13 protein-coding genes and 1 riboswitch are annotated in these 17,706 nt (G+C 40.7%); of the genes, 9 read left to right on the forward strand and 4 right to left on the reverse strand.

Annotated features, from left to right (window positions below; all coding sequences use genetic code 11):
- Positions 1–10: 10 nt before the first annotated feature.
- From LBQ60_05945 to LBQ60_05965, 5 genes are all read left to right on the forward strand, one after another.
- A complete protein-coding gene (locus LBQ60_05945; protein ID MDR2037447.1) occupies positions 11–916 on the forward strand; it encodes an endonuclease/exonuclease/phosphatase family protein in 906 nt (301 codons plus the stop codon).
- 248 nt (positions 917–1,164) lie between these two features.
- A complete protein-coding gene (locus LBQ60_05950; protein MDR2037448.1) occupies positions 1,165–1,695 on the forward strand; it encodes a gamma carbonic anhydrase family protein in 531 nt (176 codons plus the stop codon).
- A 36-nt stretch (positions 1,696–1,731) separates the two neighbouring features.
- A complete protein-coding gene (locus LBQ60_05955; GenBank protein MDR2037449.1) occupies positions 1,732–4,092 on the forward strand; it encodes a DUF3160 domain-containing protein in 2,361 nt (786 codons plus the stop codon).
- A gap of 270 nt (positions 4,093–4,362) precedes the next feature.
- Positions 4,363–4,545, forward strand: a riboswitch (cobalamin riboswitch).
- A 97-nt stretch (positions 4,546–4,642) separates the two neighbouring features.
- On the forward strand, positions 4,643–6,814 hold the full coding sequence (locus LBQ60_05960; GenBank protein ID MDR2037450.1) for a ribonucleoside triphosphate reductase: 2,172 nt from the start codon (positions 4,643–4,645) through the stop codon (positions 6,812–6,814).
- 100 nt (positions 6,815–6,914) lie between these two features.
- Positions 6,915–7,538, forward strand: coding sequence for an anaerobic ribonucleoside-triphosphate reductase activating protein (locus LBQ60_05965; protein ID MDR2037451.1), 624 nt, complete (start codon positions 6,915–6,917; stop codon positions 7,536–7,538).
- A 189-nt stretch (positions 7,539–7,727) separates the two neighbouring features.
- On the opposite strand, the gene LBQ60_05970 is transcribed toward LBQ60_05965, so the two are convergent.
- A complete protein-coding gene (locus LBQ60_05970; GenBank protein ID MDR2037452.1) occupies positions 7,728–8,360 on the reverse strand; it encodes a SagB/ThcOx family dehydrogenase in 633 nt (210 codons plus the stop codon).
- Positions 8,361–8,610: 250 nt separating this feature from the next.
- Between LBQ60_05970 and LBQ60_05975 the strand changes: the two genes are divergently transcribed.
- Positions 8,611–10,017 (forward strand): sulfatase, encoded by a 1,407-nt coding sequence (locus LBQ60_05975; GenBank protein MDR2037453.1) that lies wholly within the window; start codon positions 8,611–8,613, stop codon positions 10,015–10,017.
- 8 nt (positions 10,018–10,025) lie between these two features.
- Here the strand turns inward: LBQ60_05975 and LBQ60_05980 are convergent, their stop codons facing one another.
- The 3 genes from LBQ60_05980 to LBQ60_05990 all read right to left on the reverse strand — a co-directional run bounded on the left by LBQ60_05980 (position 10,026) and on the right by LBQ60_05990 (position 15,003).
- Entirely contained in the window at positions 10,026–10,883 is an 858-nt protein-coding gene (locus tag LBQ60_05980; GenBank protein ID MDR2037454.1) for a nitroreductase family protein, read from the reverse strand.
- A 38-nt stretch (positions 10,884–10,921) separates the two neighbouring features.
- Positions 10,922–11,899 carry a tyrosine-protein phosphatase gene (locus LBQ60_05985; protein ID MDR2037455.1) on the reverse strand — a complete coding sequence of 326 codons (978 nt, stop codon included), beginning with the start codon at positions 11,897–11,899 and terminating at the stop codon, positions 10,922–10,924.
- Between the two features lie 242 nt (positions 11,900–12,141).
- Entirely contained in the window at positions 12,142–15,003 is a 2,862-nt protein-coding gene (locus LBQ60_05990) for a hypothetical protein (protein ID MDR2037456.1), read from the reverse strand.
- 259 nt (positions 15,004–15,262) lie between these two features.
- Here LBQ60_05990 and LBQ60_05995 point away from each other — a divergent pair, with 259 nt between their 5' ends.
- The 3 genes from LBQ60_05995 to LBQ60_06005 all read left to right on the forward strand — a co-directional run bounded on the left by LBQ60_05995 (position 15,263) and on the right by LBQ60_06005 (position 17,694).
- Positions 15,263–16,327, forward strand: a complete 1,065-nt coding sequence (locus LBQ60_05995; protein MDR2037457.1) for a DUF2027 domain-containing protein — start codon at positions 15,263–15,265, stop codon at positions 16,325–16,327.
- Positions 16,328–16,349: 22 nt separating this feature from the next.
- On the forward strand, positions 16,350–17,045 hold the full coding sequence (locus LBQ60_06000) for a response regulator transcription factor (protein MDR2037458.1): 696 nt from the start codon (positions 16,350–16,352) through the stop codon (positions 17,043–17,045).
- Between the two features lie 85 nt (positions 17,046–17,130).
- Positions 17,131–17,694, forward strand: coding sequence for a YfiR family protein (locus LBQ60_06005; GenBank protein ID MDR2037459.1), 564 nt, complete (start codon positions 17,131–17,133; stop codon positions 17,692–17,694).
- Positions 17,695–17,706 lie beyond the last annotated feature (12 nt).

A 17,706-nucleotide genomic window follows, 5' to 3' on the forward strand; every position in this document is an offset into this window, starting at 1 on the left:
TCACCGGCAAATGAAAAAGATAGTTTTTTTATTGATTACGCTATGGTGCATCTCTTTACATGCACAAGAGTTAACCGTCGCTTCCTACAATATCCGTAACGATAATAAAGGCGATGCGCAAAAAGGCAATGGATGGGTACAACGTTGTCCTGTCATCTGCCAGTTGGTCCGGTTCCATAATTTTGATATATTCGGGGCACAGGAAGTATTTGACCATCAGTTAAAAGAGATGCTGGAGCTTCTTCCCGAATACGGTTATATTGGGGTAGGCCGTGATGACGGAGCGACAAAAGGCGAATACGCCCCCATTTTTTATAATAAGGAAAAACTGAAACTACTGCGCTCAGGAAATTTCTGGCTATCTACCATCACTGACCGGCCGAATAAAGGATGGGATGCAGCTCTACCGAGGATCTGTACCTGGGGGGAATTTAAAACCGGGAAAACAAAATTCTGGTTCTTTAATCTACACATGGACCATATCGGAGTGGAAGCCCGGAAAGAAAGTGCTAAACTGGTCTTATCCAGAATCAGGGAAATGTGCGGTAAAGACCCAGTCATCCTTACGGGAGATTTTAATGTAGACCAGCATAATGAAAGCTATGCCCTTTTAAATAATTCCGATATCCTGGATGATTCTTATGAAAAATCACCCATAAAATACGCGTTGAACGGAACTTTTAACGGCTTTAATCCCAATATGAAAACGGATAGCCGCATTGACCATATCTTTGTAAGTCCGTCAATAAAAATAGCCCGCTATGGGGTACTGACCGATTCATACCGGTCAGAGATAGACAACAGTCATGTAGAGATCAAATCGGGAAATTTCCCGAAGGAAGTTTCTCTTCATGAATATGTTGCCCGTGTGCCGTCCGATCATTTTCCCATTATGGTACAGCTGCGTTTCAAATAAGCACTCAATGCTATTTATTGTTTTCTTAAGTCACATTGATCAAATGGATTACATTCAGCAAATATGACATTCATTGTTTTATATTACTTACATCGGATATTCCACAGAAGATTTTGATCAAATATTTCGTAGATTCGTCATACTTCCTCTACTGATTTTTCGGTAGAGGATTTTTCATTCTATAAATCTTGTTGTTATCTTTGAAACAATTTCCGGAGCATCCCGGAAAATAATTTTGAAAAGGAATTATGGCATTAATCAAATCAGTACGTGGATTTACACCCATTCATGGTAAAAATTGTTACTTTGCCGACAATGCTACCATTATCGGTGATGTGGTGATGGGCGATGAATGTAGTATCTGGTTCAACACAGTATTACGCGGAGATGTTAATTCGATCCGGATCGGTAACAAGGTGAATATTCAGGACGGATCGGTATTGCATACATTGTACCAGAAATCAATAGTGGAAATAGGCAATAATGTATCCATCGGGCATAATGTGGTGGTACATGGGGCCAAAATATGTGATAACTCGTTAATAGGTATCGGATCCGTCATCCTTGACCATGCCGTGATCGGTGAAAATTCCATTATTGCAGCCGGTTCGGTAGTACTAACCGGTACCATTGTCGAGCCAGGTAGCCTTTACGCAGGGACTCCTGCAAAAAAGGTAAAAGATGTGAGCCCGGAACAAACACGTGACATGATTGAACGTATAGCCAATAACTATATCATGTACGCAAGCTGGTACAATAATCCGGAAGAAAACGGATAATTTCATAGATTACTCACAGGAATTGAGATAATAGATATGACAACAATGATCAACCGGTATTTTAAAATAGTTATTCTCTTTTCCTTTGTTCTTATTGCCTTCGCTTGTGGAGGGAAAAAACAAACGGTAGTACCGGTTATTGAATCGGCTGCAGTTGACACTATTGATAAGAAGCCTGGATCTGTCATTGAAGAGCTTGATACAGAACAGGATATTACTCAATTGACCTTGCAGGAACTATATATCTTACGGAGTTCTGTATATGCACGCCATGGAATGTTGTTCGAAGAAAGTGAATTAAGATCATATTGGCGCGACCATACCGTCTGGTATGATACGCTATCCCGTTCCCGGACACTGGAAAACGGAAACCAGATATACCAGCCTGACCTGCCGGAAGCAGAACAATCCTTTGTAGAACGGATCGACAAGCAGATGGCTTTTTTACAAAGCTCCAATTATATAGCCAATGGCAAAGATACAGTTTCCAATATATTGAACATCATTAACCTGTATCAGTATGCAGGAATAATCGATCAGTCCTTTTTAGATGAGCTGGCATTGAATAATTATGTGCTTGTTCCGGATTCCGTGCAACAACTTTTCCAGATATATCAATACAATGATTCGTTGCAACTTCCTGGTTTTGTTACCACTGATGTATTTCTACAACTGACCCACATCTACTATGCCTATATGTTGAGAAAAGCCGAGGAGGAATTTCTGGCGCCCATGCTTGCAGATCTTTGTTTCTCACTGTATCAGTCCTCCATGGCTCAGGCAAAAAAAGAAAAGGCAGAAGAAATGCAGAACCTTGCTTACTATAATGCCGCATTTTATGCGGTACCATATACGTTAATAACAGGAAAACATCTAAAGATCAATGGGATATATCAGATGCAGATGGAAGAGGAACTGGCTTATATTGACCAGCAGGAGGCCCATCTCCCATCGCTGCTTGAAGTAAAAACGATGTTTCCTTATGAAGCATTCCAACCATACGGGCATTATACAAGGACGTCAATGCTCCGCCGTTACTATAAAGCGTTGAGATGGTTACAACTGGCTCCTTATTGTACCGATCAGAAAACACAACTGAAACAGGCCACATTCACTGCTGTATTGTTAAATACTGAAAAAGATGAAGCCAAAAGACCGTTGATCACCGGTTACCGTAATTTCTTTGAGTTGGTTTCTTTTCTGAAAGGACAACCGGCCTATTATTCTTTATTAGATTTAGCTACCTATCTGCAGAAGGAACGTATCCAAACCATGGCTGCAGCCATGACTACACAGGCACAATCGAAGATACTGAACCTGTTGAAAAAAGAAATTCCTTTATATCCGGCATCATCCGGATTCATTCCTGTATGTAAAGACGGCATTTATTTTATACCTCAATCCTATTATCCGGATGATGAAGTATTGAAAAATATGGCAGATCCGGCTCCGGGAGCACAGAGGGCTTTTCCCAGTGTACTGGATGTATTTGCTGCTTTTGGTTCATCATCAGCTTTTGACTGGTTATTTTTTGAAAAACAGGAAGATACCCTTTGGATTGCCTATCCTGATCAATTGAAAAAGATGAAGGATAAAATGAAAAAGGTAAAAAGTGTCTCATTGTACCACCAATGGATAGGGTGCTTATTGGCCCTTCAACAAACATCACCCGGACAGGCTACCCTGACAAAGAATAAAGCCTGGGCCGTGAAAAATTTACAAACAGCTTCTGCTTCATGGGTAAAGCTCAAACATGATGTCCTGTTGTATGGAATTATTCCGGAATATCCAGATACTTCACACAATACCGTCTCTCCTGTAGATACACTTCCCAAATCTTTCCTGAAAGGATATGTAGAGCCCAATGTCGTTTTCTGGACAAAATTGCATGAATGGGTTTCCCTGTTGGATAAAACATTTAGTAAGCATCAAATAATGACGGAAGATATGCAGGTCAAGACACAACGCTTGTTATATTATTTGAGCATAGTGAAAAATGCATCGGCAAAAGCCGGTTTGTTGAATGAAGAAGAATCCTCCTTTATTGCTCATATGGGAGACAGTATCGAATATTTTACGCTTTCGATGGTGGAACCCCTGGTGGACCGGTGGGCATATACAGCCGGACCTGACAGGGATGTGGCTGTATCAGAAAAAATATATGTACGGAATGTGTCCGGTTCTTCAACCAATGGTGATCTTTATGCTGCATCGGGAAATGTCCATCAATTATATGTAGTGGTTCAGATCGGAGGATATTTGTATCTGACCAGAGGTGCGGCATTTACTTATCATGAATTTCCACTTCCCCCTAATCAGGAATTTACAAATGAAGACTGGTCGGATCTATTGAGAAAGTATCTGAAAAAAATTGACACCGCTCCTTACGAATCTTAAATTTTGAATGATGAACTTAGCGTAAGCCCTCATGATTATAAGCGAGTAATGAATTAAAAAATGAAAAGCAAAAAAGTTCATAAAGTGATAAACTAATATGTGGGATATCCAAACTTTATAAACTTTCTGACTTTCAAACTTTATAAACATTCCGACTTTTTGACTTATAAAATTGAACTTTGCCTGTAAATACGATGAGATATCGGTATTGTTGATAACTGTGTGTATAACTATTTTCAGATTAGGCTTTTAATATGAATCCTATCCGGTACATTTGCACCCGTATCCGGTTCTTACCGATTAAAAGGGAATTTGGTGCAATTCCAAAACTATCCCCGTAGCTGTAAACTCCATATACGAAGGTCTAAATCCAGGTCACTGTCGCAACAGGCGATGGGAAGGCAAGACCAACGGGAGTGAGTCAGAAGACCTGCCGGACACATCAGTTTTCGTAGCTTTCGGGTGAAAAAGCGATGGGAATAACCACTCCATAGTTATTCTTTATTCCTTCCCGCGAGTTACCATTTATGAATCATTAAAAAATAATCAAATGAATGGTGAACCTCGTTTCCAAAAAATTGTAAAACGTAACGGTGAAATTGTATCTTTTCATCCTGAAAAGATTGAGCATGCCATATTTAAAGCCATGCGGGCCATCAGTATTCCTGACCGGAAAAAAGCCCATAAGTTGGGTCTCCAGGTAGTCCAGCTGCTTGGAGATAGTCATAGTGTTGAAGTACCCACTGTAGAACAGGTACAGGATGTTGTTGAAAAAGTACTCTTTGAGCATGGTAATTTTGAGCTGGTCAAAGCATACTTGCTTTACCGGAAACAAAGAGAGCAATCCCGTAATGCCAAAGAATTGTTTTCCAACATCGAAGTAATGGACGATTACCTTTCAATGAGTGACTGGAGAGTAAAAGAAAGTGCCAATTCAGCTTATTCTCTGCAGGGTTTAAATCAGCATATTTCTACCCTGATTACTTCACAATACTGGTTGAATAAATTGTATCCTGAAAATATTTCAAAAGCCCATAAGCAAGGCTATTTCCATATCCATGACCTGGGTTTCCTGAGCGTATACTGCGTCGGATGGGATCTGAAAGACCTGTTAATGACCGGATTTAAAGGTGTATTAGGAAAAACGGAAAGCAAGCCGGCCAAACATTTCCGAACGGCATTGGGACAGGTTATCAATTTCTTTTATACCATGCAGGGTGAAGCTGCCGGTGCACAGGCGTTTTCAAATTTCGATACGTATCTTGCCCCATATATTCGTTATGACCGGCTGGATTATGAACAGGTAAAACAGTGTTTGCAGGAATTTCTATTCAACATCAATATTCCGACACGGGTGGGTTTCCAAACCCCTTTTACCAATATTACGATGGACCTGGTTGTCCCGGATTTTCTCAAAAACGAACCCATCGCATGGGGTGGGACGTTGAAAGAAGATGTATATGGTGATTTTCAGGCAGAGGTAACTCTTCTAAACAAAGCCTTTGCCGAAGTGATGCTTCAGGGAGATGCCAACGGCAGCCTGTTCTCTTTTCCCATACCTACCTATAATATCACACCGGATTTTGAATGGAGCAATTCCGAGTATGATAAAATATGGGAAATGACTGCAAAATACGGAATTCCTTATTTTTCTAATTTTGTAAATTCGGATATGAAACCTGACGATGTCCGGAGCATGTGTTGTCGGCTTCGTCTGGACAAGAGGGAATTGAACAAAAGAGGGGGAGGATTGTTTGCTTCCAATCCGCTGACCGGTTCTGTGGGAGTGGTCACCATTAACCTGCCCAAGCTCGGATATGAGGCGACTTCTGAAGAAAACTTTTTCCAACGGCTTAAAAATCTCATGATACTGGCCAAAGACAGTCTGGAAATCAAACGTAAAGCAATAGAAGCATACACGGAAAAAGGATTGTATCCTTATTCAAAATTCTACCTGCGCCATGTTTACCAAAGGTTTAACAGTTATTGGAAAAACCATTTTTCTACCATCGGTATCAATGGAATGAATGAGTGTTGTCTGAATTATCTGGGAGTGGACTTAGCCCACACAGACGGAAAGACATTTGCTCAACGGGTCATGTTTTATATGCGGGATGTATTGGCCGAATTTCAGGAAGAAACGGGAAACATATATAACCTGGAAGCCACTCCGGCCGAAAGTACGGCTTACCGCTTTGCACGCATCGATACCATACAACATCCGGATATCATCACAGCCAATCATGAAGCCTGTAAAGACGGGGCAAGCCCTTATTATACCAATTCGACCCACCTCCCGGTAGGATATTCCGACGATATTTATGAAGTACTTTCTTTACAGGACGATTTACAGGTACTCTATACCGGAGGAACAGTCCTGCATTTATTCACTGGCGATGCCAATATGTCCGCGCTGGCAGCCAAGAACCTGATCCGGAAGATAACAGCCAGATTTCGCCTTCCTTATATCACCATCTCCCCTACCTTCAGTATCTGTCCGTCACACGGATACATTGCCGGAGAACATTTCAACTGTCCGGAATGTAGTGAAGCAACTGAAGTATACAGCCGGATCGTTGGATATATGCGACCGGTAAAACAATGGAACAACGGGAAACAACAGGAATATAAAGACAGGAAGTTATTCCGGGTAAAGATTTCAGAGAATAATACCAGAGAGCGTATCAAGGAAAATACGGTAGTTTCAGAAATAAATGTTTGATCCCTGAAAGGCACAGAGATCCCACAGATATTCTTTGTGCCTTTTATTCGTTCACATTTTTACCAATTTTTGATCTCTGTTATATTTTTATCGGATAAATATGAGGATTGGAGGATTTACCAAACAGAGTTTTATTGACTGGGATGGAAAAACCGTTGCCGTCATTTTCACCAAAGGATGTAATTTTCGTTGCGGATATTGCCATAATCCTTCATTGGTGTTACCAAAGCTACTGAATATACAGCCGGATATTCCGGAAAAGACCATATTGAATTACCTGGCAGAAAGGAAAGAATGGTTGGACGGAGTGGTGGTCACCGGCGGAGAACCGACCATACATAAAGACCTGGATAGGTTCCTTCATGTAATAAAAGAAACGGGTATGCCGGTAAAACTGGATACCAACGGTTCTCACCCGGAAGTACTGCAAGAACTGATCGGAAAAAAGCTGGTCGACTATGTAGCCATGGATATTAAAACCATCCTTGAGGCTCCGGAATATATGGCCATTACCGGTAATAAAGATGCATATCTTACAGAGAAAGTCACCCGTTCATTGCATATCTTACGCGATTCGGAAATAGCATATCAATTGCGCACAACCATTTTACCGGAGTTTCATCAGCAGGAAACAATTCTTGCCCTAAAAAACAATTATGCCGCAGACGATCATGTGTTTCAAAAATACAGAGACGGAATGGTGATAGAGCGGGTTTTTGGATAAAATGATACCGAAAATTATCTTCCCTAAAGATAGTGAAAGGTGAAAGCAATTGCAGAAAGCTTGCTTTCGAAAAATTGCCGAACCATATCCTATATTCTTCAAATCATATAAAAACAAACAAGGAAGTATAAATACTTCCTTGTGAAACCAATTCTACAGTAATATATACTGTATATACTGCTTTTTCCTTTATTTTTTCGGATAGCCAACCGGGTTATTCATTAATAACAGATCGGTATCTTTCAATTTCAATGCTTTTTTCAGTGCGGCATGATCCATTGATGCCCGGGGAACAGTAGCCAGACCCAAACCGGCACATGCCATATTGATATTCTGACAAACGAGTCCTACATCCACGGCTGCCATTAATTTGCTGCTTTCCGACATATTCCCGAACGGAGTCATATCGGCAGCCAGCACGATGCTGAGCGGAGCCTTTTTGACAAAATCCTGTCCTCCGGCCACTGCCCCGCGATGATCGCCGGCAGTCAGAAGGTTCAGTACATGAGCTTTTTCATCATATAAATAGGCACCTTCAGGAAGTATTACATATACTTTTACTTCCCGGAAATCCCGGCATGAAGGAGCAGTTCGCTTGCCATCCGTACGATTGATCCCATTGGCCGCCCAAAGCAGGTCGGAAAGATCCTGCGCCTTTAATTTCTCGGTAGCATATTCCCGCTCGGAATGCCGCTCGTTAAAAACTTTCATGATCGCCGTACCCCGGTTTTTATCCGGAGTATTCAGTTTAATTGTCTGATCCTGTGCCTGCACATGACAGGTGAAGATCAAAGTCATAAGAAGTAATGATATCTTTGTCATGGAATAATGATTTATGTTTGTACAAAGCTAATAAAATTGAAATAAAATACCATATTTTATTCACTTCCCTTCTATTTTTTTCAATATTTTAAGAAATTCTATTTTTATCCGGAAAATAGGCACAGGTGAGATAAAATATTGAATTATATTTGTAAAATAAAGGATGCGCCTCGGACATTTGTAAACAAGCTTACAATGCCTCTCGGCTTTCATTATATTTGTCTGGAATAAGCATAAAATTCCCATCACCATGAATAAACTTCTGTACCTGTTACCTTGTATCCCGGCATTTTCTTATGCATCAGAAAAACCAAATATTATCGTCTTTATCGCTGACGATGCCGGAATGGATTTCGGATGCTACGGAAACAAGAACATACATACGCCGCATATCGACCAGCTGGCCGCTTCCGGATTAAAATTCGAAAAGGCATTCCTGACTTCTCCCCAAAGCAGCCCGTCACGTACAAGCATGATGACGGGAATGTTTGCCCACACGATAGGTACTGAAGACCTGCATACCCCGATTGACGAAAATACCCGTATGATACCTTCATACCTGAAAGAGGCCGGCTACCGGACAGGAGTAATGATGAAAACACATTGGGGCAATAACGGAGACCGCCAATTCGATTGGGTAGATCCGGGAAAAGGATGGTACAAAGAGGAACCCATCAGCAATAATAACCCGGTATTATCGCGTTATAAAGCATTCCTCGACCAGGATAAAAAACAACCTTTTTTCCTTTGGGTAGGATTTATTGATCCGCACCGCCCCTATCATACGGAAGGTAACGTACAACAGAATGACCCTAATAAAGTAACGGTTCCTCCTTACTATGTGGATGATCCGTCAACCCGGCGCGATCTTGCCGATTACTATGATGAAATTTCCAGGTTGGACAGGCATATCGGTATCATGATGAAAGAATTGGAAGACCGCAATCTATTGGACAATACGGTGATCATATTCCTGAGCGACAATGGCATGCCCTTCCCCCGTGCAAAAGGGACTTTGTACGATGCCGGAATCCAAACGCCCCTGATCTTCTCATGGAAAGGAAAGATACAGGGAGGCAGCGTCCACCGGAACGGATTGGTAAGTACCATCGACCTGGCGCCTACGATCCTGGACCTGGCAGGGATGGATATCCCGGAAGAAATGTACGGCAAGAGCCTTTCTCCCCTCCTCTACCACCCTTCGGAAAGAGGGCGTGAATATATTTTCGCCGAAAGGAACTGGCATAACTGTGATGAATACATCCGCTGCATCAGAACAGAAAAATACAAACTGATCTATAACGCCTATTATGAACTTCCCCACGGAACCGCCATAGATCTTAGCACCAGCCCTACATGGTATGCATTAAAAAAAGTACAGAAAGAGGATATGCTGACCAAAGAACAACGAAATATCTTTATTTGCCCAAGGCCCATGATAGAGATCTATGACCTGCAAAAGGACAAATATGAATTAAATAATGTCGCTGACGAGCAACCCTACCTTGCTGAAGGTAAAAAACTGGTTTCCATGTTATTAAAATGGCAAAAAGACACAGGAGATCATCCCTACTGGAAACGTCGCCGTCCGGATCAAAACGACCGGATCACAGGATTCCCCTTTTATCCGCGTAGGGATGAAATGTGGGAAGACTGATCCATCGGTTAAATTCTATTCACCACCACATCGCTTTTCTCGATATAATTAGGAATTTTGAATGCCGGCATCCCCAGCGCCATACCGGCATGTATGACTCCGTCAATTCCCAGCAAACGGTTGATCCGTTGTTTTTTATCTTCTTTAGTTCCCAAACAGACAAAACTGGTATAAAAATGACCTATCCCAAGGCTTTCTGCCATCAGGGAAGCTGTCTGGTAAGCAAGGTTGCAATCCTGGTTCCCGAACCGGGCATTATCCCGGGCATGAATGAAAATAACCGCTGAAGCACCTTTCAGTACTTTATCCTGTCCGGTCTCAAATAACCGTTTCATATTGACAATGTTGCGCATGAAGCTATACCATGAAGGATTGGTTTTCTGGACAAGTGGTTTGATCAAAGGATAGGTAGTTTTCCTTGCTCTTGAAAAAAGCGTATCAATAGTAATCGCTGATATCTGTTGCAATATCTCCCGGTTGGTCACCAGGGTAAACCCTACTCCCCGTTGCCGGCTTGTTGGCGGCGTCCGGGAAGCTGCTTCCAGTATCATATCAAGCATCTGATCGGGGACGGGTCCCTTGATAAATGTCCGGTTAACATGGTGAGACCTGATCAGTAATAGTATCTGATCGGGTGACGGTAACCGGTGCGTATCTATCGGACGCACTTTCTCCACAGGAAAATGCGAATGATTGATAGAATGTGTCGGACATACGGCAACACAAAGTCCGCATTGTACACACTTGGTGATCCTTAACAATTCAATTTCTGCCGTCGAAATAGTTTGCCTGAAAATACGGGAAGTACATACATGGATACATTTCCTGCATTTGATACAGGTGCTCTGGTCAATATTCAGTGTCATAAAGTAGTGAGTGTGTGTGATGGTTTTTATTTCTGTGTTTAATACAAATACATTTTCCTGAATTTTTCTAAATCTACATTCAATATCTTTTCCAGATAGGTTTCTACGGTACCATGGTCTTGCCTGATCCGGTCAATTCCTGCCTGTAAATATTCGCGTCTGACCTCATACAATGCTCCCATTTCCGGGTTTTCCTCCTTAAATTTGGCATATTTATCGCCAAGATAGGTATTAGAAGCCAGATAGTCTTCGAATATGGTTGTCTCATCAACGCCCAATGCAAAAAAGACCAGGGCTGCGCCCATACCTGTCCTGTCTTTTCCGGCAGAGCAATGGAACAACAGGGGGATATCCTTTTCACTTTGCAATAATGCAAAAAAGTTTTTATAATGATCGATGGAAACAGGATCAGTAACAAGGGAAACATTGATGTTCTTCATGATTTCCTGCATGGATGCGGCATCCAGTGAAGACAGATCCGGAGCAACTGCAGATGTACTCAGGTTTCCCGGATTAATACTATAAGCATAACCTTTTGAAGAAGCCGGTAACTTATCGGGAGCCTGAGCGATCTCTGCTTCCGAACGGAAATCAACAACAGATACAACAGGAATACTCGAAAGATATCGCAAATCATCATCCGTCAAATGAAACAGGTCGTCTGAACGAAAAATCTTTCCCCATTTCACAAACCGGCCATCTTTGGTTTTATATCCACCCAGATCCCTGAAATTATACCCTCCGGTCATAGGCAGATGCCTTTCTGCCAGTATGGCCTTTCCCTTTCCGGTAACCAACTGGAAATAACTCCGTTCATTTTCCGGGACATCCAGTGGAAATATCCCACTGTCCTTTCCCTTCAGCAAAGGCTTTGAAAAAGAGATACTTTCTACGGTCTTTCCCGCATATAATACCCATTCCCCGTCAGACTTTATTTCCAGACTGGCTGCTTTGGTATTTTTATCCCTAATGATGGAAGCTGAAATATCCTCTCCCGCATACATCGCTTTATCCATTTTCGAACTATTGCATGATATAACACTAATCATACAAAGAATCAAGCAATTAGTTAAAACCAGTCTGTTCATCATTGCGCTTGTTAATTATCTTACCATTACTTAGGATACATATTTATCATGCATCCACGCGGATACAAAGTTACATAATAATTTTCATATACTGACCTCAAAATGATATCAATGATTTACTTACCCTAAGTACGGTTTAAGTTGAATCAGTTAGTTCTCAATATTTTCCACTAATTAAATGAGATTTTAAACAAAAGATGTGGTTGCACTTCTTTATATTCAGGAATATATATGGTACGTAACCCCATATTGATCGGAAAATTCATCCTGAAAAAATTAATATCAGCCAATAAGTCGATTCCTACACTCAACATCCGGTCGGATACCCATCCCTGACTCGTCTGGTTACGATTATCGGCTACATTACAAAATACGTTGGCGCTCAATCGCCGCACATACATCAGATAAGTCCAGTTCCAATCCGGATAAGCCAATGGAAAAGCATATTCAGCCAATCCCATAAGTAATTTTTCGGTACGCGCTTTAGAGTAACCACGGGGAAAATTCAGCATAGTCCCATACAAATAATAATCAGTTTTCTGCTGTTGCCAGCTTCCGGATAATTGTAAACTATGATGCTTGGCTATACCGGGAAAATAAAAGCGTCCGTATACATAATACATATAACCGAACAACCGGGTATGATCGGGAGTATGCTTCAATGCAGCCTGCAATAAGAGTCCCCATCTGGGTGCCAGGTCACGGGTAGAAGTCCGCAGATAGCGGTAAAAATTAATCCCATAAGCCAGTTCCCATAGGCCATACAAGTAATCATCGCTAATATTTGAATAAAAATAAGTGGTATTGTATGACAAATTTACCTGAGGCACCAGGCCTGTTATGTAACGGTTACGCGTAAAATTAAAAGGAACATAAGTCCGGACATGGATATCGGCATTATTATGCCTTGAGTTCAGATTTTCCCTTCCTTCTCCGGACGGCCCGTACACGTCTTTTTTCCCTCCGTATTCTATCCCGAATTCGACAACCGGATACAGTCCTTTATAAGTAAGGTCTGCATGAAGCGTATGATGTCCCCTCCATGAATAACCTGCTGATGAAGTCATGTTCCCAAGTAGATCCTGCGAAAGAAATACAACACCTGGGTAGATCCCCGTAGAGGTAACATCAGAAACATCTATTTTATAATATAACGGAGCCCAACTATGCACATTGAACAAATGTTGCCATTTGCGAAAGGGTTTCACCTCATAAGTATATTCCGGAATAATACTATCCTGCAAATTAAAATTTTCCTGGAGAGCAAGTGTTTCATACAGTTTGACAGAGTGGTCAGATACCTTCTCCACAGGGGTCCATTGTTGGTCATTCAATTCGATTTCGACTAGTTGGTAACCATTAGCCGAATACTCGGAAATAAGCATTTTGTTGCCCGGGATATCCGGTTGAGGATCGAATGCACCAAAGCGGGAAGAAGTCACCTGCAGGATTTTATTGTCCTGGTAACCGGTCGCATAAATATTGGTAATCCCATTATAATACCCTGTATAAAACAGATACTCTCCTCCATCTACCGGATGTGCAATATCATCATAGGTAGATTCAAGTACAGTTATAAATAGTCCCGAAACAATATCTACTTTAGCAATGGATTTTCCGTTCTTCCCGTTCACAATCACCAGTAGGAACTTTCCGTCATTACCCCAGGAGGGAGTTTGTAACTGGGCCTGTTCAGGTGCAGGTATACGCAATTTCTCTTTACCTGTTGCCACATCCAGTAATACAATGGTATGTTCATCATTCAAAGCAACATCTATTACAGCAATTGTTGACGCATCAGGAGAAAGCGAAGGAGCAAAATAACGGCTTTTGCGTGCCAAAGTATGTTTTTTACCTGTTTTGGTGTCCAGCCACTTCACAACGGAGTAAGTCCTGTTGGTCCACCGGACATCCGGAATTGACTCTGACCATGTAATATAACCATTAACAGATGATATTCGATCTGAATTCAGCGAACCTGGGGTAAAAAGAACTTTTTCATTGCCTGAGCGGTCAATAGTTACCCATTGGGGAATTTGCGCCAGTCCTGTTTTCTGGACAACAAAAGTAGAATCCGTATAATATTGCGGGGACCTATAACTTGTATATAATTCGGATGTCCGGTTAATAGTGGTATACACATCATAAGACGTATTTCTGTCCTGTTTTTCCCAAAGATTGGTCAGATCTTCGAATGCATGATTATATAGTTCCCAGATACGGTGCCCTGTCTGCTGTTTCAACCCGATTTTGAACGGATAAAGGAAGAAAAGGTAGGGCTTCCTCGCAACCACATCAATCGTATTCTCAAAAAGTTGCGGGCCATATTCCTTCCGTGACCATGAGACCAATTGATATCCCATTTCATAATAGTTCGGCACATGATCACGATAAGACCCCAAAAATGCTTTATCAAATTTCTGGTACTTATCCGATAGCGCTATCGTTCTTAATGGCATCTCGAAAGCAGGATTACGGCCCCTCCCGGCATTACTGAGCGCCGTTTCGGTAGCTACGGCATCTCCTTCAAGGAACCATTGAGGTAGTAAGGCGGATACTACACCTACCGATTGTTGGCCGATCGCATAACCCAATCCTTTGGTTACACTCTGATTCAGCTTATCGATCTGTACGACATGCCTGTATTCATGAAGCGCTAACTGTTCAAGCCAATTATGGGAATAATTGGTTTGTGGCGGAGTAAGGTACCATTCCGACCGCTTGGGCGCCCATGAAACGAAACCATTGGAAAAAGCCGGCCTGTTATGTAATACTACCGGTATTTTGCGGGGATGATGGTTCAGGGTTTTGCTTTCCGCATTATAAATATAGTTCAGGACATTGGTAGTATATAGTCCCTGATGCTCAATATCGGCGGGAAATACCACACGAAAACGTTCGGTATTTATTTGCCGCCAACGAACAGAAGCCGGATTGGTTCCTGATTCATAAAATTGTGCGTATAAAGGGTATCCCGGTAAAAATATAAAAAGACAAAACAAGTAATATGTCAGGGTACGGTTCAATATCATCAACTATTTCGATGTATTCGGTTTATTTTTCTGAAACCAGCAATGAGCTATGATTCAAAATTTCTGTTGTGTATTCCAATTAATTTGGCAAAAGTAGAAATATTTCTCCTGTTCTTCAATTCCTTTGGTAAATATGAGCATTTTTCATCAATAATAAAAAACAACACATTGTGAATAAGATCATTACAAAAATAATTACCATTAATAGTTTGTATCATTAACATTCTGAGTAATTTTACATCGCAAAAACATACAGAAAATGGAACTAAAAAAAGGAGATAAGGTCAAATTTTTAAATGATATCGGAGGGGGTGTTGTCACACGGATCGATGGTAAGATAGTTCATGTGAGAAATGAGGACGGTTTTGAGATCCCCGTACAGATTTCCCAGTTATTGAAAAAAGAAACCCAGGAAAAAGCGTACGACCTTTTTGATCCCGACATACAAGAGGTCGCAGAACCATCAAAAGAACCTGTAAGCCAGGATCCTTCTCCCCTGGAGTATATCGACATCTCAATGGATTCCGGTGATTCAAATATTGATACGACGATCAATATACTGCTGGCCTGCACCGTGAACAAAAATAAGGAAAATAACGATATTTACGACTTATATCTCATCAATGACTGCGGTTATCATATCATGTATGTAACAGCCATGATTACCGGTGGTGTTTATAAAGGGTTACAGGCAGGGATGCTTGAAAACAATACCACCATTCACCTGGCTGAAATATTCGGAACAGACTTAAAGAATATCAAAAGTATACATTTTGATATTCTCTTTTTCAAGAAGGGAAATTACATGCCTCAGGATCCAATGCATTATAAGCTAAGCATTGACGAATTCTATTTCATTGATAAAACCCATTATTCTGCCAATGGGTACCTGGATGAAAAAGCGATAGTATATAACATTTCAGAGGAATACCTTTTGCATGAAATAGAAAATACAGCCAGTAAACACCAGGCACAGTTAGAAAAACAAAAAAAGGAGATAGACCTACCCCAAAAGTCCCCAAATATAAAAAATGATCCCCAAAAAGAGATCCAGGAAATAGATCTGCATATAGAACAATTATCTGATAATTACCAGCATTTGTCCCCGGGAGAAATACTCGACATACAGATGGGCCGTTTTGATATAGCCCTTGAAGGCGCTATCCGAAACCGTCAGAAACGGATTGTTTTTATACATGGTGTTGGTAACGGTCGTCTACGCCTTGAAATCCGAAAAACATTGGAACAAAAATATCCGAAACTCCGTTATCAGGATGCTTCTTTTAAAGAATATGGTTACGGTGCAACATTAGTATTCCTGTAAATCATACTTATCATCATTCATCATGACACAAAAAAAATATAAAATATTATTGGCAGACGACGAAACGGATATCCTTGAATTTTTAAGTTACAATTTAAGAAAAGAAGGTTATGAAGTATTTACGGCTATTAATGGTAATGAAGCGATACAAATAGCACTGAAAGAGATACCACACCTGATATTGTTGGATGTAATGATGCCCGACAAAGACGGTATAGAAACATGTGAGGAATTAAGAACATATGCCCAGCTGGACGATAGCATCGTAGCATTCCTTACAGCAAGATCCGAAGATTATTCACAAATTGCCGGTTTTGAGGCCGGAGCAGATGATTATATCAACAAACCTATTAAACCGAAGGTACTTCAAACACGTATTAAAGCATTACTGAAGCGATATCATGTAACCGAAGATGAAAACCTGGTAAAAAATAAAGGAATTTTCATTGACAAGGAACGTTTTATTGTCATCAAAAACGGGAAAGAACTAACTCTACCCAAAAAAGAATTTGAATTATTGGCTTTATTAATGTCCAAGCCGGAAAAAGTATTCGGACGTGAAGAAATTTTTAATCACGTATGGGGTGATGACATTATTGTAGGAGACAGGACTATTGATGTTCACATAAGGAAACTCCGTGAAAAAATCGGTGACAAATACATTAAAACGTTGAAGGGTGTAGGCTATAAATTCATCATAAAAGATGAAAATCCGTAAAAATGTTCATGCTTATTGATAAAATATTTTGTTATCGAATGTTAAAATGTTAATTTTGCGTAACAAAATACAGTATGGAAACCCCATGAGATTATTTTTTTTAGGTCTATTCTTGTGTTTTAGCATTACGGTATATTCTCAAAATGAACGATTTAAATCGCTATTCATCTATAAGTTTTCCGTTAATGTAGAATGGCCGGTAAATTATCAACAAGGTAATTTTACCATTACTGTTTTGGGGAAATCCAGTATGATTTCTGAGTTACAGCACAATGTAAAAGGAAAGAAAGTCGGAAATCAAATCATTCAAATATCGGAAGCAAGTAATATATCCGGAATAGGGAAATGTAATATTTTATATATTCCGGCACAACAGAGCAATCTACTTGAAGCCGCACGGAAACATCTTTCCGGAAAACCTACCCTCATTGTTACGGAAAAAAGGGGAATGATCATGCAAGGCGCTGATATTAATATATCTCAAACAGGCGGAAAGCTTCAATTTGAAGTGAATCCCAAGCAGGTCCAGAATAAAGGTCTAAAATTAAGCAAAACATTGCTTGATTTGGGAATTGTATATGATAGTTCGGGCACCATACGAAAAATACCTGAATTAGAATCAGTGGATGATACAAGTGTCCCTAGATAGTTTAATTTATTG

This window comes from Bacteroidales bacterium (assembly GCA_031275285.1).
GTDB lineage: Bacteria > Bacteroidota > Bacteroidia > Bacteroidales > UBA4181 > JAIRLS01.